The 22,098-nt window shown below is 64.3% G+C and carries 21 protein-coding genes; 18 read left to right on the top strand and 3 right to left on the bottom strand.

Going from position 1 to position 22,098, the window contains the following annotated elements:
* Positions 1-150 precede the first annotated feature (150 nt).
* The 3 genes from Q0R02_RS09620 to Q0R02_RS09610 form a co-directional block, all read right to left on the bottom strand.
* The gene (locus tag Q0R02_RS09620; RefSeq protein WP_293882847.1) at positions 151-1,047 is read right to left on the bottom strand and encodes a diacylglycerol kinase family protein; all 897 of its coding nucleotides are present in this window, start codon (positions 1,045-1,047) and stop codon (positions 151-153) included.
* 11 nt (positions 1,048-1,058) lie between these two features.
* Positions 1,059-1,838, bottom strand: a complete 780-nt coding sequence (purC, locus tag Q0R02_RS09615) for a phosphoribosylaminoimidazolesuccinocarboxamide synthase (protein ID WP_293882844.1) — start codon at positions 1,836-1,838, stop codon at positions 1,059-1,061.
* A gap of 141 nt (positions 1,839-1,979) precedes the next feature.
* The gene (locus tag Q0R02_RS09610; protein WP_293882841.1) at positions 1,980-2,360 is read right to left on the bottom strand and encodes a hypothetical protein; all 381 of its coding nucleotides are present in this window, start codon (positions 2,358-2,360) and stop codon (positions 1,980-1,982) included.
* Positions 2,361-2,463: 103 nt separating this feature from the next.
* On the opposite strand from Q0R02_RS09610, the gene Q0R02_RS09605 reads away from it, so the two are divergent.
* From Q0R02_RS09605 to ftsA, 18 genes are all read left to right on the top strand, one after another.
* Positions 2,464-3,669 carry a glycosyltransferase family 87 protein gene (locus tag Q0R02_RS09605; RefSeq protein ID WP_293882839.1) on the top strand — a complete coding sequence of 402 codons (1,206 nt, stop codon included), beginning with the start codon at positions 2,464-2,466 and terminating at the stop codon, positions 3,667-3,669.
* A gap of 46 nt (positions 3,670-3,715) precedes the next feature.
* Complete coding sequence (locus tag Q0R02_RS09600; protein WP_293882837.1) at positions 3,716-4,705, top strand: cysteine synthase A; 990 nt, start codon at positions 3,716-3,718, stop codon at positions 4,703-4,705.
* 74 nt (positions 4,706-4,779) lie between these two features.
* Positions 4,780-5,040 (top strand): hypothetical protein, encoded by a 261-nt coding sequence (locus Q0R02_RS09595; protein WP_293882835.1) that lies wholly within the window; start codon positions 4,780-4,782, stop codon positions 5,038-5,040.
* A 353-nt stretch (positions 5,041-5,393) separates the two neighbouring features.
* A complete protein-coding gene (locus tag Q0R02_RS09590; protein WP_293882833.1) occupies positions 5,394-5,879 on the top strand; it encodes a division/cell wall cluster transcriptional repressor MraZ in 486 nt (161 codons plus the stop codon).
* Positions 5,876-6,793, top strand: coding sequence for a 16S rRNA (cytosine(1402)-N(4))-methyltransferase RsmH (gene rsmH / locus Q0R02_RS09585; RefSeq protein ID WP_293882830.1), 918 nt, complete (start codon positions 5,876-5,878; stop codon positions 6,791-6,793). The genes Q0R02_RS09590 and rsmH overlap by 4 nt, the downstream gene beginning before the upstream one ends.
* A 13-nt stretch (positions 6,794-6,806) precedes the next feature.
* The gene (locus Q0R02_RS09580) at positions 6,807-7,433 is read left to right on the top strand and encodes a hypothetical protein (protein ID WP_293882827.1); all 627 of its coding nucleotides are present in this window, start codon (positions 6,807-6,809) and stop codon (positions 7,431-7,433) included.
* The gene (locus Q0R02_RS09575; RefSeq protein WP_293882824.1) at positions 7,430-9,124 is read left to right on the top strand and encodes a penicillin-binding protein 2; all 1,695 of its coding nucleotides are present in this window, start codon (positions 7,430-7,432) and stop codon (positions 9,122-9,124) included. Before Q0R02_RS09580 ends, Q0R02_RS09575 begins: the two co-directional genes overlap by 4 nt.
* Positions 9,124-10,551, top strand: coding sequence for a UDP-N-acetylmuramoyl-L-alanyl-D-glutamate--2,6-diaminopimelate ligase (locus Q0R02_RS09570; protein WP_293882821.1), 1,428 nt, complete (start codon positions 9,124-9,126; stop codon positions 10,549-10,551). The genes Q0R02_RS09575 and Q0R02_RS09570 overlap by 1 nt, the downstream gene beginning before the upstream one ends.
* Positions 10,548-11,915 (top strand): UDP-N-acetylmuramoyl-tripeptide--D-alanyl-D-alanine ligase, encoded by a 1,368-nt coding sequence (gene murF, locus Q0R02_RS09565; protein ID WP_293882820.1) that lies wholly within the window; start codon positions 10,548-10,550, stop codon positions 11,913-11,915. Before Q0R02_RS09570 ends, murF begins: the two co-directional genes overlap by 4 nt.
* Complete coding sequence (gene mraY / locus Q0R02_RS09560) at positions 11,915-12,985, top strand: phospho-N-acetylmuramoyl-pentapeptide-transferase (protein ID WP_293882819.1); 1,071 nt, start codon at positions 11,915-11,917, stop codon at positions 12,983-12,985. The genes murF and mraY overlap by 1 nt, the downstream gene beginning before the upstream one ends.
* Entirely contained in the window at positions 12,982-14,199 is a 1,218-nt protein-coding gene (gene murD, locus Q0R02_RS09555; RefSeq protein ID WP_293882817.1) for a UDP-N-acetylmuramoyl-L-alanine--D-glutamate ligase, read from the top strand. Before mraY ends, murD begins: the two co-directional genes overlap by 4 nt.
* Complete coding sequence (locus Q0R02_RS09550; RefSeq protein ID WP_293882815.1) at positions 14,196-15,392, top strand: FtsW/RodA/SpoVE family cell cycle protein; 1,197 nt, start codon at positions 14,196-14,198, stop codon at positions 15,390-15,392. Before murD ends, Q0R02_RS09550 begins: the two co-directional genes overlap by 4 nt.
* Entirely contained in the window at positions 15,389-16,528 is a 1,140-nt protein-coding gene (murG, locus tag Q0R02_RS09545; RefSeq protein ID WP_293882812.1) for an undecaprenyldiphospho-muramoylpentapeptide beta-N-acetylglucosaminyltransferase, read from the top strand. The genes Q0R02_RS09550 and murG overlap by 4 nt, the downstream gene beginning before the upstream one ends.
* A gap of 13 nt (positions 16,529-16,541) precedes the next feature.
* Positions 16,542-17,948, top strand: coding sequence for a UDP-N-acetylmuramate--L-alanine ligase (gene murC / locus Q0R02_RS09540; RefSeq protein WP_293882809.1), 1,407 nt, complete (start codon positions 16,542-16,544; stop codon positions 17,946-17,948).
* Positions 17,945-18,841 (top strand): UDP-N-acetylmuramate dehydrogenase, encoded by an 897-nt coding sequence (murB, locus tag Q0R02_RS09535; RefSeq protein WP_293882806.1) that lies wholly within the window; start codon positions 17,945-17,947, stop codon positions 18,839-18,841. The genes murC and murB overlap by 4 nt, the downstream gene beginning before the upstream one ends.
* Complete coding sequence (locus tag Q0R02_RS09530) at positions 18,838-19,761, top strand: D-alanine--D-alanine ligase (RefSeq protein WP_293882804.1); 924 nt, start codon at positions 18,838-18,840, stop codon at positions 19,759-19,761. The genes murB and Q0R02_RS09530 overlap by 4 nt, the downstream gene beginning before the upstream one ends.
* Positions 19,758-20,690, top strand: coding sequence for a cell division protein FtsQ/DivIB (locus Q0R02_RS09525; protein WP_293882801.1), 933 nt, complete (start codon positions 19,758-19,760; stop codon positions 20,688-20,690). Before Q0R02_RS09530 ends, Q0R02_RS09525 begins: the two co-directional genes overlap by 4 nt.
* Positions 20,690-21,952 carry a cell division protein FtsA gene (gene ftsA, locus Q0R02_RS09520; protein ID WP_293882798.1) on the top strand — a complete coding sequence of 421 codons (1,263 nt, stop codon included), beginning with the start codon at positions 20,690-20,692 and terminating at the stop codon, positions 21,950-21,952. Before Q0R02_RS09525 ends, ftsA begins: the two co-directional genes overlap by 1 nt.
* Positions 21,953-22,098 lie beyond the last annotated feature (146 nt).

Genomic DNA, 22,098 nt, shown 5'->3' with positions numbered 1-22,098 from the left:
GATCGCCACTCCAAGAGTTGATTTACGGAAAACTGTCTTCCGGCTCTGAATAGACGGGGAATGGTTAAGGCCGTGTAAACGGTATTTGGTTTTGGGGCGGGGGCGGGGGCGATGCGGCCTAACGATCGAGGGCCATGTTAGCCGCACCACTCAGGCCGCAAAAACCTCGAGCGCGCGCGGCAGCACCTTGAAGGTCAGCGGCGTCTTTAATCGCAGGATCTCGCCATCGGTCGCGACCTCGATCGTGTTGGCGCGCGCCGACAGCGTCATCGTCTCGCACACGCCGACCGTGGCGAAATCGCGGCCAGGTTCGGTCCTGCCAATCATGGCGCGCAGGCCGAAGCCGATCAGCCCGGCGCGGCTGTTCGGGGCGACCGCAAAGACCGACAGCTTGCCGTCGTCGAGCGCATCGCGCTGGCCCACCTTGCCCAGATCGAGCGAATAGACATTGTTGCCCACAAACAGCAGCGGCGTGCGGATCGGCCGGGGGGCTCCGTCCATCGCAACGCGCAGCCGATGGTGGCGCAGCGTGCCGAGCGTGTGCCAGCCGGCGGGCAGATTGGCGATCCATTTGGGCAGGCCGTGACGCTCCTGCAAATCCTCACGGGCGCGGACCATGGCCGGGTACAGCCCGATCGACGCATTGTTGACAAAAATGTGGTCATTGACGCTGGACAGGTCGATCCGGCGTTTATGACCGTCGGCGATGATCCTTGCCGCTCCGGGCAGGTCCATCGGAATCCCGAGTTCGCGGGCGAGGTGGTTGCGCGTTCCCAGCGGCAGGATGCCCAGTGTCGTCTTGGTATCGACAAGCAGCGCTGCGGCCGACCCCAAGGTGCCGTCGCCCCCACCGACGACGACCGTGCCCGATTTGGCGGCTTTTTCAACGCAGGACGCGATGTCTTTCCCCGCGACGGCTGCGACGGTGACGGGGCAGTCGGCGGCGGCAAAGGCCGCTTCGACCTGATCGACCAGCGCATCACCCGCGCGCGATGCGGCCCCGCCGCCCTTGTTGACGATGACGGTGAGGGGTTTGCGCGCCGGCATAAAGTCCGGCGCTACCGGCCGCGTTTCTTGCGCTGGGTTTCCAGGTCGAGGACGACGTTATCGGCACCTTCGGGCAACAGGCCGAGGCGCCGTGCGACTTCCTGATAGGCTTCGACTTCGCCACCAAGGTCGCGACGGAAGCGGTCCTTGTCGAGTTTCTCGCTGGTGACCATGTCCCACAGGCGGCAGCCGTCGGGGCTGATCTCATCAGCAAGGATGACGCGGGCGTATTCGTTTTCCCACAAACGACCGAATTCCAGCTTGAAATCGACCAGCTTGATGCCGACCCCGGCGAACAATCCGCACATGAAGTCGTTCACGCGAATCGCCATGTCGGCGATGTCATGCATTTCCTCCTGGCTGGCCCAGCCAAAGCAGGCGATGTGTTCGTCGGTGACGAGCGGGTCGCCCAGCGCGTCGTCCTTGTAATAATATTCGATGATGGTGCGGGGCAATTGCTGCCCCTCCTCGATCCCGAGGCGCTTTGACAGCGAGCCTGCGGCGACGTTGCGAATCACGACTTCGATCGGGATAATCTCGACCTGCCGGATCAACTGTTCGCGCATGTTGAGCCGGCGCATGAAGTGGTGCGGGATGCCAATTGTGCCGAGCAGCGTGAAAATATGCTCCGAAATCCGATTGTTCAGCACGCCCTTGCCGTTGATCGTACCCTTTTTCTGGGCATTGAACGCGGTCGCATCGTCCTTGAAATACTGGATCAGCGTGCCCGGCTCGGGACCCTCGTAAAGGATCTTGGCCTTGCCTTCGTAGATTTGGCGGCGGCGTGTCATCGGCATCTCACGTCATAAAGAGCGACGCCCCGGTCGAGCGCGCACCGATTGGTCGATGCGGCTGCCGGGGCGGTTGACCGCGATATAATCAATCCGGCCACCGTGCGCAACGCACCACGGTCGCCGGACGGTCGTTCAGGTTCAGCTGGTGCAAGTCTGGCTGGGCTTGGCAGGCATGGCCAGCGTGATCTTTTTCTGGTCACCGGCGAGCGAATAACCCTCTGCAATCAGAGGCTTGCCGGCTTCGTCGACACGCAGCATGACGGCCGCACCCTTTTCAGTGGGGTGAAGATTGGCCTGCTTGTCGCCGACATAGAATTCAACCGAGACGACGCTGTTGTCGTCGCAGCGGAAGGTCTTGGTCGCGACAACCGAGGGTGGCATCTCGACCGGAGGCTTGGCGGCTTCGACAGCATTGGCTGCGTCGGCGGCGTTCTGTTCGGCGGTGGGAGTGGCCTTACCGTTGCACGCAGCAAGGGAAAGGAGGGCCGCAAGGGCAGCGAGGGCGGGGGCTTTGTTCATAGGGCCGCTGATTTCGCGGGTGCAGCATTGCGCGTCAAGTGAATTGACCCAATGGAACCGCCATTAACCACTTTTTGCGCTGCTTTCGATTAGGATTGTCCCGATGAAGGCCATCGACACAGCGAATCCACTGGTGCGCGGAGCGTGGCTGACGCCAGCCCGGATGCAAATGTTCGCCATTCTGTCGTTGTGCGCGACGGTGGCGATGGTCGTTTACCTGTTCGCAACGGCGCATGGGACAGTCGATTCGTTCGGGCGTCCGCTCGGCACCGACTTTTCGAACGTATGGACGGCGGGGCGGATGGCGCTCGACGGGCGCGCGCCGCTGGCCTGGAACTGGCCCGCGCATTTCGCGATGCAGCAGTTGGTTCATCACTCGCCCGACATCCCCTTTTACGGCTGGCATTACCCGCCGCCGTTCCTCCTCGTCGCGGCGCTGCTGGCGACGATGCCCTATGTCTGGGCGCTGATCGTGTGGCAGGCGACGACGCTGCTGATTGCGCTGGCCACGGTGCGTCGCATCTTGCCGATCAGGGGCGTCACGCTTGCCGCCTGCGGTGCGCCGGTCGTGCTGGTCTGCCTTGGGCATGGGCACAATGGCTTCCTGACGGCGGCCTTGCTGGGGGGCGGGCTGTTGCTGCTCGACCGGCGGCCGTTCGTGGCGGGGCTGTTGCTGGGGTGCATGATCTACAAGCCGCAATTCGCGCTGGTGCTGCCGGTCGTGCTGCTGTTGGGCTGGCACTGGCGCGCGATCGGCGGCGCGCTGGCGTCGGCGGGGCTTCTCTGCGCGCTGACGCTAGTGCTGTGGGGCTGGCCGGTATGGGCGGCATTTATCCATTCGCTGCCGCTGACCCAGTCGGTCGTTATCGAGCAGGGCGCGACGGGGTGGGAGAAGATTCAGAGCGCGTTTTCGGCGGTTCGCAACTGGGGCGGATCGATCCCGCTGGCTTACGGGATACAGACCGGGGTAACAGCGATCGCGGTCGCAGGTGCGGCGCTGGTGTCACGCGGAACGCCCCCGTTCGTCCGCAATGCGATGGTGATCGCGGCGGCATTGCTGTCGACGCCGTATCTTCTGGATTACGACCTGGTGCCGCTCGGCATGGCAATCGCGTTTCTGGTGGCCGAGGGGCGGGAGCGCGGGTTCCTGACTTATGAAAAGACGGTGCTGGCGCTGGTGTGGATCGTCCCGCTGTTCGGCCGCTCGATCATGCAATTGACCACGGTCCCGCTTGGCCTGATGTCGATCGTCGCCATTTTCGTGATCGCGCTGCGCCGGTCGCGCATACGCCCGCTATCAGACTGTTAAGCGGGCTTTGCTTGCTGGAAGGCAAGCGGCGCGGGTAGGGAGGGACATGACCATCGCCCGCGACACGATATCACTGATCGGCAACACCCCGCTCGTCCGGCTGAACGGACCAAGCGAAGCGACAGGCTGCGAGATACTGGCCAAGTGCGAATTCACGAATCCCGGCGCATCGGTAAAGGATCGCGCCGCGCTCCACATCGTCCTCGACGCCGAGGAATCGGGCGCGCTACTGCCCGGTGGCACGATCGTCGAGGGGACAGCGGGCAACACCGGCATCGGGCTGGCGCTGGTCGCCAATGCCAAGGGGTACAAGACGATTATCGTCATGCCCGAAACGCAGAGTCGCGAGAAAATGGACACGCTGCGGGCGCTGGGGGCCGAACTCGTTCTGGTTCCCGCCGCACCGTTTTCAAACCCGGGGCATTTCGTCCACACCTCGCGCCGGATCGCGGAGGAAACCGACGGCGCGATCTGGGCGAACCAGTTCGACAATATCGCCAATCGCCGTTCGCACATTATTGGCACGGCAGAGGAAATCTGGACACAGACCGAGGGCCGCATCGACGGCTTCGTCTGCGCGGTCGGCACCGGCGGCACGCTGGCGGGCGTCGGCCTGGGGCTGAAGGCAAAGAACGAGCAGATCGTCATCGCACTGGCCGACCCGCACGGTGCCGCGCTCTATGAATATTACGCGCATGGCGAACTGAAGGCCGAAGGCACTTCGGTGGCCGAGGGGATCGGGCAGGGGCGCATCACCGCCAATTTGGAAGGCGCGCCGATCGACACACAATTCCGAATCTCCGATGAGGAGGGGCTGGAACAGGTTGCGGCGCTCCTCCGTGACGAGGGGCTGTGCCTTGGCCTGTCATCGGGCATCAATGTCGCGGGCGCGATCAGGTTGGCGCGCAAGCTGGGGCCGGGGAAGACGATCGTCACGATCCTGTGCGATACGGGCTTTCGTTATCTCTCAACGCTTTACAATGCGGAGTGGTTAAAGGCGAAAGGGTTGCCCGTGCTCCCTTGGCTTCAGCGATAGCGGCTCCTATTTTCCGCTTCATGGTCCGTGACCGTCCCCAAAGCCCGTTGCGGCATGATCACCGGCAAGAGCCGATGCAGCGGATTCGCGTCGGTGTAACCGGACTTGCCGCCGTTATACTGATCGTCCTGCTGGCGGCCGCCATTGCGACCAGCGTGCGGCGGACCGCGGGTCTTGATGCTCCGGGAGCAACCGCCTCGCTGCCGGTTGAGAATAAGTCGGTTAGTTCCAAGGCGGTCGATCCCGATGCCGAGCCACTGGCGCAGCTTGGCGTGGCGCCCGGTGCGAATGATCGCAAGGATGGCCGAACCGCTGGCGGCAAGCGCGGGAATTGATGGGATTTGCGGTGAGTCGTTTTCTGCGAGCCGTATAGGCCCCGTCCTTCGCCGGGGTGACGATTTTCCGTAGGCCGATTTCTAACGTCACCCCGGCGAAGGCCGGGGCCTAAACGGCTTTGTGGAAGCGGCACTGCCAGCCACAATCAGAACATAGCCGGAACCACCACGTTTTATTCGTCATTTCCCCGTTTCACCCGTCAAAAACCGTTGTGAACCGCGATATCCCCTGATACGTCTCGGTCTTAAGAGGCGGGGTCGTTTCTGCACGCTGACATTTCAAGCATCTCGCAAAAACATGCGGCGGGATGAGCGGCGGAGCTTTGCCTCGGTGGATGCAGGGAAAACAGGCTTTGGCCGAACGGGGATTGTTCAGAGGTTATGCGCTACAGGCGATCGACGGCAAAGGCCGCGTCGCGATCCCGGCACCCCTGCGCGCGGTCATTGAACGCAACAACGGCGACCGTGTTCTCCTGATTGCCAAACATGACGCCGACCCTTGCCTGAGCGGTTATGATCGCGGCTGGTCCGACCTGCTCCACGCCCGGAACGACCGCGACGAAAACCGCGCGCTGGACGCCGGCAAGGACGTCGATACCCATAATATCGCGCGCCGCTCGTTCGGCGCGGTCGATGAAGTGCCGTTCGACGCGTCGGGGCGCTTCATCCTACCGCCGTTCTTTCGCAGCAAGGGCAAGCTCGACGACCTCGCGTTCTTCATCGGCACTGGCGACACATTCGAAATCTGGAACCCCAGCGTTCTGATCGAAACCCCCGGCGTGGACGAGGACCTGAAGGATATGGTCCGCTTCTGCCTCGAACAGCGGGGTGCGGCATGACCGCGCCGCACCTCCCCGTCCTGCTGGATGAAGTGCTGACTGCGCTCGCGATCGGGCCGGGTGAGCGGCATGTCGATGGCACCTATGGTGCGGGCGGATATACAGCCGCGATGCTTAAGGCGGGGGCCGACGTCGTCGCCTTCGACCGCGATCCCGATGCGATTGCGGCGGCGCGCCCGCATGACCGGCTGACACTGGTGCAGGATTGTTTCTCACGACTCGACCAGGCGGGCGATGTCGATGGCGTCGTCCTCGATATCGGGGTGTCCTCGATGCAGATCGACCAGCCGGGCCGTGGCTTTTCGTTCCAGTCCGACGGGCCACTCGACATGCGGATGGAGCAGGCCGGACCCAGCGCCGCCGATTTTCTGAACACCGCCGACGAAACCGAGATTGCCGACATTATCTATACTCTGGGCGATGAAAAGAAGTCGCGGCGGATTGCGCATGCGATCGTCGACGCGCGCCCGCTGGCGACGACGATGGACCTGTCGCGCGCCGTTCGTCGTGCGGTCGGACACAAGCCCGGCGAAAAAAAGGATCCCGCGACGCGGACGTTTCAGGCGATCCGGATGCACGTCAATCGCGAACTCGGCGAACTGGAAGACGGCCTCGCCGCCGCGGAACGTGCGCTGAAGCCCGGTGGTCGGCTGGCGGTCGTGACGTTCCACAGTCTGGAGGATCGCATGGTCAAGCTGTTCCTGCGCCGACGCTCGGGCGCTGAACCTGCGGGATCGCGCCACTTGCCCGCCGTGGCGGCGGTCCGCGTGCCCAGTTTCGAGGCAGTCGGCAAGCCCGTTCGCGCCACCGAAGCCGAAGTCGCCCGCAATCCACGTGCCCGTTCCGCCACCCTCCGTTCCGCCCGCCGCACCGCAGCGCCCGCTTGGCCTGCCCACGAAAGTTTGATTTCATGATCGGCCAAATCTCATGATCGCGCAGCGTTTTCGTTCGCTAGGCTGGGTTGCCGGAGTTACGACGGCCGCAGTCTCGCTGTACATGGTCTCGCTCCAGGTCGCCGCCGAACGCGGCAAGCTGGAGTCGGTCGAGCGGCAGATTGCCTTAGCCCAGCGCAACATGCGCCAGTTGCAGACCGAACTCGGCACCCGGGCTTCGCTTCGCCAACTGGAAAAGTGGAATGGCGATGTTCTGGCGCTGTCGGCTCCGAAGGCGCAGCAATTCTTGCACGGCGAGGCCGAACTGGCCTCGCTGGGTTCGGGCGCAATCGACGATGGCACGCCCAATGCGCCGCCAGCGGTCATGAATGCCTCGTTCTCCTCCGGGTCGACGGTGCTGCCGCTCGCGCCCGTCAAGACCGAGGTCGCCACGATCCGCACTGCTGCGTTGGAAACAGTGGTGGTCACGACGAAAAAGCCTCGTCTCAGCAAGCCTCGGGTGCCGGTTGAATCGGCCAGCATTCGTGCGGGGTTCCAGCGCGCCATCTATGAGCGACCCGAGCGCGCAATTTCGCACGTTCAGCGGGTGGCCATGCTCGATGCCAGAATCCTGCGCGACATCGACAAGTCAGCCGACAAGGAGCGCCGCAAACGTCCGTGACGACATTGGTCGCCCAACCTCCGCGGATACGCCACCAGGACCAGCGACAGGCGTCGCTGGTCGTCGCACATCAGCGTCTGATGATGCTGATGCTGCTGTTTGCCGCCGTGATCGTCCTGATCGCGGGGCGGCTGGTGTGGCTGTCGGTGGTGCGCGATGCAAAGGCGGCTGCGGGCGTTTCCAGCCTGTTGCCCAATCGCGGCGATATCGTCGACCGCAACGGCGAAGTGCTGGCGCGCACGATCGATGCCTGGTCGATCGGCGTCCATACCAATAAATTGCTGAACGACCCCGAGGATGTCGCGGCCAAGCTTGCCGCGCTGATGCCCGAACGGTCAGAGGCGCAATATCTGGCGATCCTGAAGTCGGGGGTGCGTTTCACCTATCTCCGCCGCCGCGCGATGCCCGACCTGGTGGCGCAGGTGAATGCCATCGGTGAACCTGCCATGGCCTATGCCCGCGAGCCCGAACGGCTGTATCCGCAAACGACACTGGCCGCGCACGTGCTGGGCTATACCGATTTCGACGGTCGCGGCGTGTCGGGCATGGAACGCGTGTTGAACGACCGGCTGTCCAATGCCCACACGCGGGCCAATCCGGTAGCGCTGGCCATCGACGCGCGCGTGCAGGCGATCATGGAAAGCGAAATGTCGGCGGCCATGATCGACCAGCAGGCAAAGGGCGCGACCGGCGTTGTGCTGGACGTCCATACTGGCGAGGTCATCGCGATGGTGTCGCTGCCTGTCTATAACCCGAACAAGCCCGGCGAGGGCCCCGATGAGGCACGGCGCAACAATGTGACGCAAAGCGTCTATGAACTGGGGTCGACGTTCAAGCCGCTGACCGTGGCCAATGCGCTGGACAGCGGGGTCGTGCCGTCGCTGTCAAAACGCTATGATGCGACCGCGCCTTTGCAGGTCGGTAAATACAAGATTCACGACGAGCATTCGGCAGGGCGCTGGCTGAACGTCATCGAGACGCTGATCCTGTCGTCCAATATCGTGACGGCCCGGATCGCCGATGAACTGGGCGAGGCGCGGACCAAGAGCCTGTTTCACAAACTGCATTTCGATACCGCCCCCGATATCGAGTTGAAGGAACGCGGACGCCCGATCTGGCCGGCCTATTGGGGCCGCACCACCGTCATGACGATCGGCTATGGCCACGGGATGGCGGTCACGCCGCTGCATCTGGCAACCGCTTATGCAGCGTTGGTCAACGGCGGTATATTTCGCCCCTCGACCCTGTTGAAAATCGCGCCGGGCAAGGCTCCGCAGGGATCGCGCGTCTTTTCGCAAGCGACGAGCGACAAGATGCGCCAGATGCTGCGGATGATCGTTCTGGATGGCACGGGTCGCAAGGCCGACGTCGACGGGCTGCGCGTTGGCGGCAAGACCGGCACTGGCGACAAGGCGGCGGGGGGCGGATATAATCGTCATTTGACGGTATCTACCTTTGCCGCAGCCTTTCCGATGGACGCGCCGAAATATGTGGTCGTGACGATGCTCGACGAACCGAAGGGCAGCGCGGCATCGGCGGGCCAGCGCACCGCGGGCTGGGTCGTGGCGCCGGCGACTAACAAGATCATCTCACGCATCGGGCCGCTCCTCGGCATCATGCCCGACAGTGGCAAGGACATCGACATCAGCGCACTTGTTCCACTGGTCTGGAAAGCGAAGGGCGAGAATTGATGCGGCTCGGCAGCCTGCTCAGCACTGACGATCCCCAGCAAGTGACCGGCTTTGCCATCGATCACCGCAAGGTCGCGCCGGGAACAGTGTTCGGTGCGTTCAAAGGCGCGCGGTTCAACGGCGAGGATTATATCCCGGCAGCAATCGCTGCGGGCGCAATTGCGGTGGTGACCTGCCCGGGGGTCGATGTCGACGGTGCCGTGGCGGTGATCGCCGACGAACCGCGCCGCGCCTTTGCCCTGCTGGCAGCGCAGTTTTTTGCGCCGTTCCCGGCGGTAACGGTCGCGGTGACGGGGACTAACGGCAAGACATCGACGGTCGAACTGACGCGGCAATTGTGGCGGATGGCAGGGCATCATGCCGCGAGCATAGGCACGCTGGGCGTGACGACCGGCGACGAAACGGTAACGACGGGGCTGACGACGCCCGACATCGTGACGTTCCTGGGTAATATGGCGGGGCTGGCGCGTGAGGGCGTGACGCATGCCGCGTTCGAGGCTTCGAGCCACGGCCTGCATCAATACCGGACCGAGGGATTGCCGGTCGCGGCGGCGGCGTTCACCAACCTCAGCCGCGATCACCTCGACTATCACGGCGACATGGCAGCCTATCTGACTGCCAAACTGCGGCTGTTTTCCGAAGTGGTCGATCCCGCCGGAATCGCGGTGATCTGGCAGGACGACGAGGCTGCGGATCGCGTCATCGACCTGGCGCGGGAGCGGGGCCTGCAACTGATGGGGATCGGCACGCGCGGCGCGACGCTGCGGTTGATCGGCCGAATCCCGACGCAGTTGGGGCAAACGCTCGTCGTGGTGCACGAAGAGCAGGAATACCGGATCGTGCTGCCGCTGATCGGCGAATACCAGGCCGCGAACGCGCTGATGGCTGCGGGGCTGGTGATCGCGACCGGCGGCGATCCGGCGACGACGCTGGGCAATCTGGCGCGACTGCAACCGGTGCGCGGGCGGCTGGAACGGGCGGTCATCACACGGGTCGGTGCGCCGGTCTATGTCGACTATGCGCATACGCCCGATGCCCTGGCGGCGGCGATCAGCGCGCTGAAACCGCATGCAGTCGGGCGGCTGATCCTCGTGATGGGGGCAGGCGGCGACCGCGACGCGGGCAAGCGCCCCGAGATGGGTTTGATCGCCGAAGTCATGGCAGACCGTGTCATCGTCACCGACGACAACCCCCGTAGCGAAGATCCGCAAGCGATCCGCCTTGCGATCATGTCGCGGGCCCCAGAGGCGACCGAGATCGGCGACCGACGGCGGGCGATCGCAGCGGCGATCGCGGAGGCCGGGCCGGGCGATATCGTCCTGATCGCGGGCAAGGGGCACGAGACCGGGCAGGTCGTCGGGGCCGGGGACGAACAGCGCGTGCTGCCGTTCGACGACGTGCAGGTTGCCCGCGAATGTGCGGCGTGAGCCCGTTGTGGACTTCAGAGGCAATCGCCGCGGCGACCGGAGGCGTTGCATCTGGGTCGTTCGCTGCGACCGGAGTGGCGTTCGATTCGCGTGAGATCGGCGTGGGCGACCTGTTCGTGGCGATGCCCGGCGAGGTGACCGACGGCCACCGTTTCATCGATGGTGCGTTTGCGCGCGGGGCGGCGGGAGCGATCGTCTCGCAACCGATCGCGCACCCGCACATTCTGGTGGCCGATACCGCCGTTGCACTGAATGCGCTGGGGGTCGCATCCCGGCAAAGGACCCGAGCGAGAATCGCGGGGGTCACGGGGTCGGTCGGCAAGACCGGCACCAAGGAGGCGCTGGCCGCGGCGCTTTGCCGGTGGCCCGACACCCGGGTTCACAAGTCGGTCAAGAGTTACAACAATCACACCGGCGTGCCCCTGAGCCTGTCGCGGATGCCCGCCGACAGCGATTTCGGGGTGTTCGAAATGGGCATGAACCATGCGGGCGAGCTGGCCGCGCTGACTCGGATGGTGCGCCCGCACGTCGCGCTGGTCACCGCGATCGCCCCTGCCCATATCGAATTTTTCGCCTCGGAAGCCGCCATTGCCGATGCGAAGGCGGAAATCTTCCAGGGACTCGAACCCGGCGGCACCGCGATTATCCCGTTCGACAGCCCGCATCGGGAGCGGCTGATGCGACACGCCCGCGATCTGGGTGTAACGATCGTCACCTTCGGCATTGGTGACGGCGCCGATGTCCGCGCGCGCGAAGCAATGCTGACGCGCAACGGCACGCTGATCACCGCAGTCCTGCCGGGTGCCGAACTGTGCTTCACCGTCGGGCAGCAGGGCGACCACTGGGTGTCCAACGCGCTGGCGGTCATCGCGGCCGTGCAGGCATTGGGTGCAGACCTGGCGACAGCGGGGCTGGCGCTCGCCGAACTGGAAGGGCTGGCAGGGCGCGGCGCGCGGTCGACTATTCGCACAGGGAATGGCACCGCCTTGCTGATCGACGAAAGCTATAATGCGAACGCCGCGTCGATGGTCGCGACGCTCGCCGTGCTGGGCCGCGAGACCGCCACCCGCCGCATCGCCGTGCTGGGTGAAATGCGCGAGCTGGGCAGCGAGAGCGAACGCCTGCACGCCGCCATCGCCGAACCTGTAGTGTCGGCCAACGTCGATTTCGCACTTCTCGTCGGACCGGGCATGGCGGCGCTGGGCAAGGCGCTTGAGGGACGGGTCGAGTTCCGCCATGTGGCCGACTCCGCCGCCGCGCGCGACCTGATCGAATCAGTCATCGCTCCCGGCGATGCGATCCTCGTCAAGGGATCGAACGGGGTTGGACTGTCTGCGATTGTCGATGCCTTGAGGGCCAACTAATGCTTTATGTACTCGCCGAGATGATGGGCTTCCCCGGCGTCCTGAACCTGCTCCGCTATCTCAGTTTCCGGACGGGCGGGGCCGTGACCACGGCGCTGATCCTTGGCCTGCTGATCGGCCCGCGCTTCATCGGCTGGCTGCGCGTTCGACAGGGCAAAGGGCAACCGATCCGGGCCGACGGCCCCGCAACGCACCTGGCCAAGGTCGGCACGCCCACGATGGGCGGGCTGATGATCCTGACTTCGCTCGGCGTGTCCAGCCTGTTGTGGATGGACCTGAAAAATCCCTATGTCTGGGCCTGTATTCTGGTGACGTTCGGCTTTGGTGCGATCGGTTTCATGGACGACTGGGACAAGGTTCGAAAGAACAGCCACGCCGGGGTGTCGGGCCGAATCCGCCTGCTTGGTGAATTCGTCATCGCATTCGTTGCCGCATGGATCATCGCCAAAAACAACGGCACCGAACTTTACGTGCCGTTCTTCAGCAGCTTTCACCCCAACCTCGGTATTTTCTACATCGTCTTCGCTGCCTTCACGATGGTCGCGTTCGGCAATGCGGTGAACCTGACCGATGGCCTCGACGGGCTGGCGACGATGCCGGTCATCATCGCCAGCGTCGCGTTCATGGTCATCGTGTATCTGGCGGGCAACGCCAAATTCGCGGTCTATCTGGGCATCCCGCATGTTCCTGGTGCGGGCGATCTGGCCATCTTTTGCGGCGGCATCGTGGGGGCAGGGCTCGCTTTTCTGTGGTTCAACGCGCCTCCTGCGGCGGTGTTCATGGGCGACACCGGCAGTCTCGCCCTCGGCGGCGCACTCGGGGCGATCGCGGTGACGGCGCATCACGAGATCGTCCTCGGCATCATCGGAGGCCTGTTCGTGGTCGAGGCGATGTCGGTCATCATCCAGGTGTTCTTCTACAAGCGGACCGGCAAGCGCGTCTTCAGAATGGCACCGATCCATCATCATTTCGAACAGCTCGGCTGGGCCGAGGCGACGGTGGTCATCCGGTTCTGGATCATCAGCTTCGTGCTGGCGCTCGCGGGTCTCGCGACCCTGAAGCTGCGGTGATCACGAGTTCGGCCTTTCGCGGCAATCGTTATGCGGTGCTGGGGCTGGCACGGTCCGGCCGCGCGACTGTGGACGCCCTGCTGGCGAGCGGCGCGGAGGTGATTGCGTGGGATGGCAACGAGGCGGCGCGGGACGCGTATGCTCCGAACGCGGCATTGAGTTTTGCCGACCCGGTGGAGATCGACCTCACCGGATTCGCAGGCGTTGTCGTGTCCCCCGGCGTTCCCCTCAACCGCCATCCCATTGCCGCCTATGCCGCGACATTCGGCGTGCCGGTGATCGGCGACATCGAACTGTTTGCGCAGGCCCGCGCCGAACTGCCCCCGCACAAGGTCGTTGGGATCACCGGTACCAACGGCAAATCCACGACGACGGCGCTGGTGCATCATATCCTGCAAACGGCGGACGTGCCGACTACGATGGGCGGCAATATTGGACTGCCGATCCTGGGGCAGGAGCCTTTACCAAGCGGCGGCGTCTATGTGCTGGAACTGTCGAGTTACCAGATCGACCTGACCTTCATGCTCGATTGCGATGTCGCGGTGTTGCTGAATGTTACGCCGGATCATCTGGATCGCTATGACGACTTTGCCGCATATGCCGCTTCGAAAGAGCGCCTGTTCGCCATGCAGTCGGCGGGCATGGCCGCCATCCGTGGGCAGGCGCCCGTGCTAGATCAGTCGCGATGGCCCGCGCTACAGGGGCCGCACAATGCCCAGAACGCAGTGGCGGCAATCGCGGTTTGCGAAGCGCTCGGTCTGGACCGCTCCATCATCGAGGTCGCCCTGCGTTCCTACCCCGGCCTGCCCCACCGCATGGAGCGCATCCGCGAGCGTCACGGCGTCCTGTTTGTCAACGACAGCAAGGCCACCAACGCCACCTCGACCGCACCCGCGCTCGCCGCTTACCCCCGTATCCTGTGGATACTCGGCGGGCAGGCCAAGTCCGACGACCTCGACGATTGCGCGCCGTATTTCCACCATGTGAAGACCGCCTTCACCATCGGTCGCGACGGGCCGATGCTCGCGGCGATCCTGCGGCAGCACATGCCCGTCGACCAGAGCAAGACACTCGACATCGCGCTGCGTCGTGCAGCGATGACCGCGCGCCCCGGTGACACGGTGCTGTTGTCGCCAGCCTGTGCGTCGTTCGACCAGTTCACCGATTTCGAAGCGCGCGGTGACGCCTTTCGCGCCTTGGTCGAGCGGCTGTGAGCACGCCGGCTGCGCGCATCAAGACATCGGTTTCGGCGCGCCTCGGCCGGTCGGACCGGTCGGCGTTCGGGCTGTGGTTCTGGGAGATCGACCGTTTTCTGCTGCTGCTCGTTTTCATCCTGATCTCGGTCGGACTGGTCGCGGTCGCCGCCGCCTCGCCGGCCGCTGCGGCGCGCTATTCGGGCGGCAATGTCACCATCGCGCCGCTGCACTATTTTTGGCGGCAGTTGATCTGGGTCGGGCTGGGCCTGCCGGTGATGATTGGCGTGTCGATGTTGCCGACCCAAATCGCCCGCCGCTTTGCGTTGTGCGGCGCCTTGTTCTTCAGCGTGATGTTGGTGCTGGTCCCGCTGATCGGATCGGAAACCAACGGCGCGCGGCGCTGGATCGGGTTTGGCATCGCGCAGTTTCAGCCGTCCGAATTCCTGAAACCGTTCTTTGTCGTCAGCCTGGCGTGGTTGCTTTCGCTGCGGGCGCATGACCGCACCTTGCCCGTCATTCCGCTGTCGGGACTTTTGACCGGACTGGTCGCGGTATTCCTGATGAAGCAGCCCGATTTCGGCCAGACCATCGTGTTCGGGACGATGTGGCTGGCGCTGCTGATGCTGTCGGGCGTCTCGACGAAAATAATGGGCGGGCTGGGACTTGCTGGGGTGTTCGGCATTGTCATGGCCTATCTGTTCTACCCGGTCGCTAAACTGCGCATCGACAATTTCCTGTTCAGCGAGGGCGATACCTACCAGACCGACAGCGCCCGGGCGACGCTGACGGCGGGCGGGTTTTTCGGCACCGGGCCGGGTGGCGGCGAATTGAAGTTTCACCTGCCCGAAGCGCATACCGACTATATCTTTTCAGTGATCGGCGAGGAATTCGGCCTGATCGCCTGTATCATGATCGCGCTGTTGTTCCTGGCGATCGTCGTTCGCGTGTTCGTGAAATTGCTGGACGAGGAGGATGGTTTCATCGTTCTTGCCGCCGCTGGGCTGACCACCCAGTTCGCGGTGCAGGCGCTGATCAACATGGCGGTCAATGTCAATCTGGCGCCATCAAAGGGCATGACCTTGCCCTTCATCAGCTATGGCGGGTCGTCGATGATCGCGCTTTCGGCGGGATTTGGCCTATTGCTGGCATTTACCCGGCGAAATCCGTATCTGACGCGCTCACCCTATGTTGTGCGCTGGAGCAAGAAGTGACGGTCACAAAGCATTTCGTCCTCGCAGCAGGCGGCACCGGCGGCCACATGATCCCGGCGCACGCGCTGGCTGCCGAACTGATCTCGCGCGGCCACCGGGTGGCGCTGATCACCGATGCGCGCGGCGCAAAAATACCGGGGCTGTTCGACGGCGCGCAGGTTCATATCCTGCCCGCCGGTCGCCTGACGAAAAACCCGCTGAGCTGGCCCGGTGCGGCAAAGGGCATTTATGAGGGCCGCGCGATGGCCTTGCGCTTGTATAATGATTTCGAGCCGTCGGCGGTGATCGGGTTCGGCGGCTACCCAGCGTTTCCCGCTTTGCTGGCGGCGTTGAAGGCGGGCGTGCCGAGTGCGGTGCACGAACAGAACGCCGTGCTGGGCCGGGTGAACCGTCTGCTGGCGGCGCGTGTCGATGCTATCGCGACCGCCTATCCCAACGTCACGCGGATGAAGCCCGAATGGAACGGCAAGACGCATCTGGTCGGCAATCCGGTGCGCGAGGAAATACTGGCGATCCGCCAGCAGGGCTTTCCGCCGCTGGACGACAATGGCATCTTTCGCGTGCTGGTGACCGGCGGCAGTCAGGGCGCGAGCATCCTGTCACGCGTCGTGCCCGATGGCCTGGGCATGTTGCCTCTGAACTTTCGTCGTCGCTTGCAGGTAACGCAGCAGTGCCGCGCCGAGGATATCGAGGCAGTGCGCCAGCGGTATGAACAGCTCGGGGTGCCGGCTGACCTCGCCACTTATCTGCCCGATTTGCCCGACCGGCTGAGCTGGTCGCATCTGGTTATCGGGCGGGCAGGGGCATCGACGATTGCCGAACTGACCGCAGCAGGCCGTCCGGCAATCCTGATCCCCCTGCCGAGTGCCACCGACGATCACCAGACCGCCAACGTGCGCGAGATGGTCGCGGCGGGCGGCGCGCGTTCGATTGCCGAGCTGGACTTTACCCCCGTCGAACTGGCCAAGCAGATGCAGAAGCTGGGCCTCGATCCATCGGCACTGGCGAACGCCGCCAGACGCGCGCGGGCCTGTGGGCGTCCCGAAGCCGGGCGCGACCTGGCCGATGTGGTCGAAAGCCTGTCGCCCGCCGCGATCCCGCCTGCGCCGATCAAACTAAAACCGGCGTTTGCATGACCAAGGCTGCAACATGAGAGGCGTGGCGACAGACATTGGCACGATCCATTTCATCGGCATCGGCGGCATCGGCATGTCGGGCATTGCGGAGGTCATGCACAACCTTGGCTACAAGGTGCAGGGTTCGGACGTTTCCGAAGGCTATGTGATCGAGGGGCTACGCGCGCGCGGGATTGACGTGAAGATCGGGCATCACGCCGACAACCTGGGTGACGCGGTGGTCGTGGTCACGTCCACGGCGATCAAGCGCGGCAATCCAGAAGTCGAACGCGCTTTGGAGACACGCGTGCCGGTCGTGCGCCGCGCGGAAATGCTCGCCGAACTGATGCGCCTGAAATCGACGGTTGCGGTCGCGGGGACGCACGGCAAGACCACGACGACGTCGATGATCGCGGCGATGCTGGATGCAGGCGGGGTCGATCCCACGGTCATCAATGGCGGCATCATCAACAGCTATGGGTCGAACGCGCGGCTGGGTGCGAGCGACTGGATGGTGGTCGAGGCCGACGAAAGCGACGGCAGCTTCCTTCGGCTCGATGGCACGATCGCGGTCGTCACCAACATCGATCCCGAACATCTCGACCATTACGGTTCGTTCGACGCGGTCAAGAATGCGTTTGTCGAGTTTATCGAGAACGTGCCCTTTTACGGAGCGGCAATCTTGTGCCTCGATCATCCCGAAGTGCAAGCGTTGCTGCCGCGCATCCGCGATCGCCGGATTGTCACCTACGGGTTCAGCGCGCAGGCCGATGTGCGCGGCGTCAATGTCTTGCCCGGCAGCGGTGGCAACCGGTTCGAGGCGATGGTGCGCAGCCGCGACGGGTCGATCCGCAGCATTGAGGATATCGCGTTGCCCATGTCGGGCCGCCACAACGTCCAGAACGCGCTGGCGGCAATCGCGGTCGCGATCGAGCTGGGGCTGGACGACGCGACGATCCAGCAGGGGTTTGCCAAGTTCGGCGGTGTCAAGCGGCGGTTCACCAACGTCGGCGAGACGGGGGGCGTGACCGTAATCGACGACTATGGTCATCATCCGGTCGAAATCCGCGCGGTGCTGTCGGCAGCGCGCGAGGGCGCGACGGCGCGGGTGATCGCGGTTGTCCAGCCGCACCGTTATTCAAGGCTGGGCGGGCTGATGGATGAGTTCGCACAGGCGTTCAACGACGCCGACATTGTTTATGTGACACCAGTCTATGCCGCGGGCGAGGCTCCGGTCGATGGCGTCAATGCGGCCGCTCTGGTCGACAAGTTAAAGCAGCGCGGGCACCGGGCGGCGGCGGAAATTGCAGATGCGGGGGCGCTGGCAGCGGCGCTCGCCGTCGAGGCGCAGCCGGGTGACATGGTCGTGTGCCTCGGTGCTGGCGACATTACAAAATGGGCGGCAGGACTGGCTGCGGCCATAGCCGGTGCGCGGGCGTGACCGACGTGCTCACCCCCGTCGAAGTGCGCGGTCGCCTGACCGCCGGTGCGCCGCTAGCGCCGCTGGTGTGGTTCAAGGCCGGCGGGCCTGCGGACGAATTGTTCGAGCCTGCCGATGTCGCCGACCTCCAGGATTTCCTGCGGACAACTCGTTCGGACGTTGCGGTCTGGCCACTCGGGCTGGGCTCCAACCTGATCGTCCGCGACGGCGGCGTGCGCGGCGTGACCGTCCGGTTGGGCAAGGCATTTGCAGGCATCACGGTGGAGGGGAATACGCTAACCGCGGGCGCGGGCGCTCCGGGAATTTCGGTGGCCAGCTATGCGCGCGACAATGCCATCGCCCGGCTGGAATTCCTGCGCGGGATACCGGGGACGGTCGGCGGTGCGGTGCGGATGAACGCGGGTGCCTATGGGCGGGAAGTGGCGGATGTTTTGGTTAGCGCCGACATCGTTTTGCGGTCGGGGGAGCGGGTTACCAAGTTGGTTGACCATCTCGTTTACACCTATCGGCACTCTGAACTTCCTCCAGGGGCGATCGTTGTTGGAGCGACTTTTGCGGGGGTTCCGGGGTCGCCCGCGGTCATCGGCGCGGAGATGGACCGGATCGCAGCAAAACGTGAGGCTTCTCAACCACTTAGAAGTAGGACGGGCGGTTCGACGTTCAAGAATCCGCAAGGGCACAAGGCCTGGGCACTGGTCGATGCGGCGGGTTGCCGCGGGCTGCGCCGTGGTGATGCGCAGGTATCGGAGAAACATTGCAATTTCCTGCTGAACCTCGGGTCTGCCACCAGCGCGGAGATCGAGGCGTTGGGTGAGGAAGTCCGGACGCGCGTTCTCGCCCACTCGGGCGTGCAGTTGGAGTGGGAAATACAACGCGTTGGAGACCCGGCATGAAGGTCGCGGTGCTGATGGGTGGCTGGTCGGCCGAGCGCGAAGTTTCGCTGGTGAGCGGGGCGGGCTGTGCCGATGCGCTCGAGCGACTGGGGCATGAGGTCGTCCGTATCGACATGGGCCGTGATGTCGCGCTGCGGCTGACCGACGCCAAACCCGATGTGGTCTTCAACGCGCTGCATGGAACCCCCGGCGAGGATGGTTCGGTGCAGGGGATGCTGGACCTGATGGGCCTCAAATATACCCATTCGGGGCTGGCGACCTCGGTCGTGGCGATCGACAAGGTGCTAACCAAACAGGCACTGGTGCCGCATGGCATCCGCATGCCGGGCGGGCATATCGTCAGGTCCGACAGCCTGTATCTCAGCGACCCGCTGCCGCGCCCCTATGTCCTGAAACCGGTCAATGAAGGGTCGTCGGTCGGCGTGGCCATCGTCACGGCACACGGTCATTATGGCAACCCGATCGGGCGCGACGTGGCGGGGCCGTGGCAGGAATTCGACGAACTGCTGGCCGAACCGTTCATCCAGGGTCGCGAACTGACGACGGCGGTGGTCGGCGACACGGCGCTGGCGGTTACCGAACTGAAGCCGAAAAGCGGTTTCTACGACTATGACTCCAAATATACCGACGGCCTGACCGAACACGTCTGCCCCGCCAACATCCCTGCCGAAATCGCCGCCGCCTGCCTGGAGATGGCGTTGAAGGCGCATCGCGTGCTGGGGTGCCGGGGTACTTCTCGCAGTGATTTCCGCTGGGACGACGAACGCGGGATCGAGGGCCTGTATCTGCTGGAGGTCAACACCCAGCCGGGGATGACGCCGCTCAGCCTGGTCCCCGAACAGGCGAAATACCTGGGCCAGAGCTACGATCAACTGGTCGCGACGATTCTGGAGGATGCCCTGATGTCGGCAAGGTCATGAGCGCGGCGTCGATCAAGCGCGGCGGCGGTGGCGCGGTTCGCAAGCCCCGCGCAACGATCAAGGGCAAGGTCAAGGGCAAGCCGAAACCTTCGCTGCTGGCCAAGACGGTCGCGGCCGTCCCGATCAGCGCGGCGGCGATGCAGCGGATTGTCACCGTATCGATCCTCGGCGTCGCGGGTGCGGCGCTGATTGCCATCGCGATGATGCTGGGGTTGCCCGCCTATGCCTCGGCGCAGATTGCCGAATTGGTCGGAAACGCGGGCTTTTCGGTCAAGCGCGTCGAGGTGACCGGCATCGACCGGATGGACCGCCTGACCGTCTATGCCGTGGCGCTCGACCAGAAAAGCCGGGCGATGCCGCTCGTCGACCTGGACAAGGTGCGTGGCGAATTGCTGCAATATGGCTGGATCGCCGACGCGCGCGTTTCGCGGCGGCTGCCCGACACGCTGGTCGTGGACATCGTCGAACGCAAGCCTGCGGCCGTCTGGCAGCATGAACAGCAATTATCCCTGATCGATGACAAGGGCGTGGTGCTGGAGCCGGTGGCGCTCGACGCCATGCCCGACCTGCCGCTCGTCATCGGACCCGACGCGAATATCCAGGCAACGGCGCTGACCGACCTGATGAGCCATGCGCTCCGCCTGAAACCGATGCTGGCGGGCGCGACCTGGGTCGGCAACCGGCGCTGGGACCTGCGGTTCCAGTCGGGCGAGGTGCTCGCGCTTCCCGAAGGGGATGCGCCGTCGGCCAAGGCGCTGGCGAAGTTTGCGGCAATGGACGGGCTGGACCGGCTGCTGGGGCGCGGGTTTGTCCGGTTCGACATGCGCGACCCGGCCAAGATGTTCGTCCGCGTCGGTCGCGACAAGGCGACGATCGACAAGCCTGTCGCCGACGGCAACGATCAGCATAATGAAGGGGGCATCGCATAATGGCACAGTCGCGCCGCGAGAATTTGATTACCGCACTCGATATCGGGTCGTGGAAGGTGTCCGCGCTGATCGCCGAACGTGGCGAGGGCGGTGACCTGACCGTGCTCGGGACCGGCCAGCGCGAAAGCCGGGGCGTGCGACGCGGCTATATCGCCGACATGGACCTGACCGAAAAGGCGGTGCGCGAGGCGGTCGAGCAGGCCGAACGGATCGCGGGCACCAACATTGAGGACGTGTGGGTCAGCTTTTCGGCGGGCGGGCTGGTCAGCGACATTGCCTCAGTCGAGGTCGAACTGGGCGGGCATCGCATCGAACAGGACGACATCGACGCGCTGCTGGCGGCAGGGCGAAGCTCGATCGACCCCGATGGGCGCATGGTGCTGCATGCACAGCCGACACTCTATACACTCGATGGGTTGCAGGGCGTGAAGAAGCCGCTGGGGCTGCATGCCGATACATTGGGCGTCGACATTCATGTGGTCGCGGCGGATGGTTCGCCGGTCCGCAATCTGGACCTCTGCGTCCGCTCGGCCCATCTGGAGGTGAAGTCGATCGTCGCGTCGCCCGTCGCGACGGGCATGGCGTGCCTGTCGGACGAGGAGCGCGAACTGGGCGTGGCGCTGGTCGAAATGGGTGCCGGCGTCACCAACGTCTCGCTGTTCGCAGGCGGCGTTCTGGTCGGGCTGGCGTCGATACCGTTCGGCGGGTCCGACATCACCGACGACATCGCGTCGGCATTCGGGACCCGGCGCAACCAGGCGGAACGGATGAAGTGCTTTTTCGGGTCGGCAACCGCCAGCCCGAAGGACAATCACGACATGATCGAGGTCGCGCCGCTGTCGACCGAGGAGGAACAGGGAGAGACGGCGCGGATTACGCGCGCGGCTCTGATCGCGGTCATCCGGCAGCGCCTGGAACATCTGATGGGCGAGGTAGCCAAGGCACTGAAGGACCTGGGCTTTTCAGGGCCGGTCGGGCGGCAGGTCGTGCTGACCGGCGGCGGTGCCGAATTGAAGGGCATCGCCGATTATGCGCAAGGGTCGCTGGGTCGTGCGGTGCGGGTCGGTCGTCCCCGCGGGATTGTCGGTTTGCCAGAGGCGCATAGCGGGCCGGGCTTTGCGACGCTGGCAGGGCTGATCCACTACGCGGCGTCCGACCCGATCGACCTGCGCGCGATCGTGCCCGCCGGACAGACGGTCCACCGGCTCAACGCGGGCGGACTGGTGCAGCGCCTGATGGCGGCCTTTCGGAGCGGATATTGACCATCGTTTTGGCAGCGACAAACCGGCAATTGATTCAATTTGGCACGCTCTCACAAATAAATCGCATTTCGTTAACTTTTTAGGTGATTCGGCGAGTCGCTTAGTGCAAAAGAAATCAGTGGCCAGATTTTGGCGCGCAAAATGAA

Source organism: Sphingomonas sp. (assembly GCF_025353885.1).
Taxonomy (GTDB): domain Bacteria; phylum Pseudomonadota; class Alphaproteobacteria; order Sphingomonadales; family Sphingomonadaceae; genus Sphingomonas_O.
Note: the sequence above shows the minus strand (reverse complement) of the source record. Positions and strands in the feature narration are given on the sequence as shown.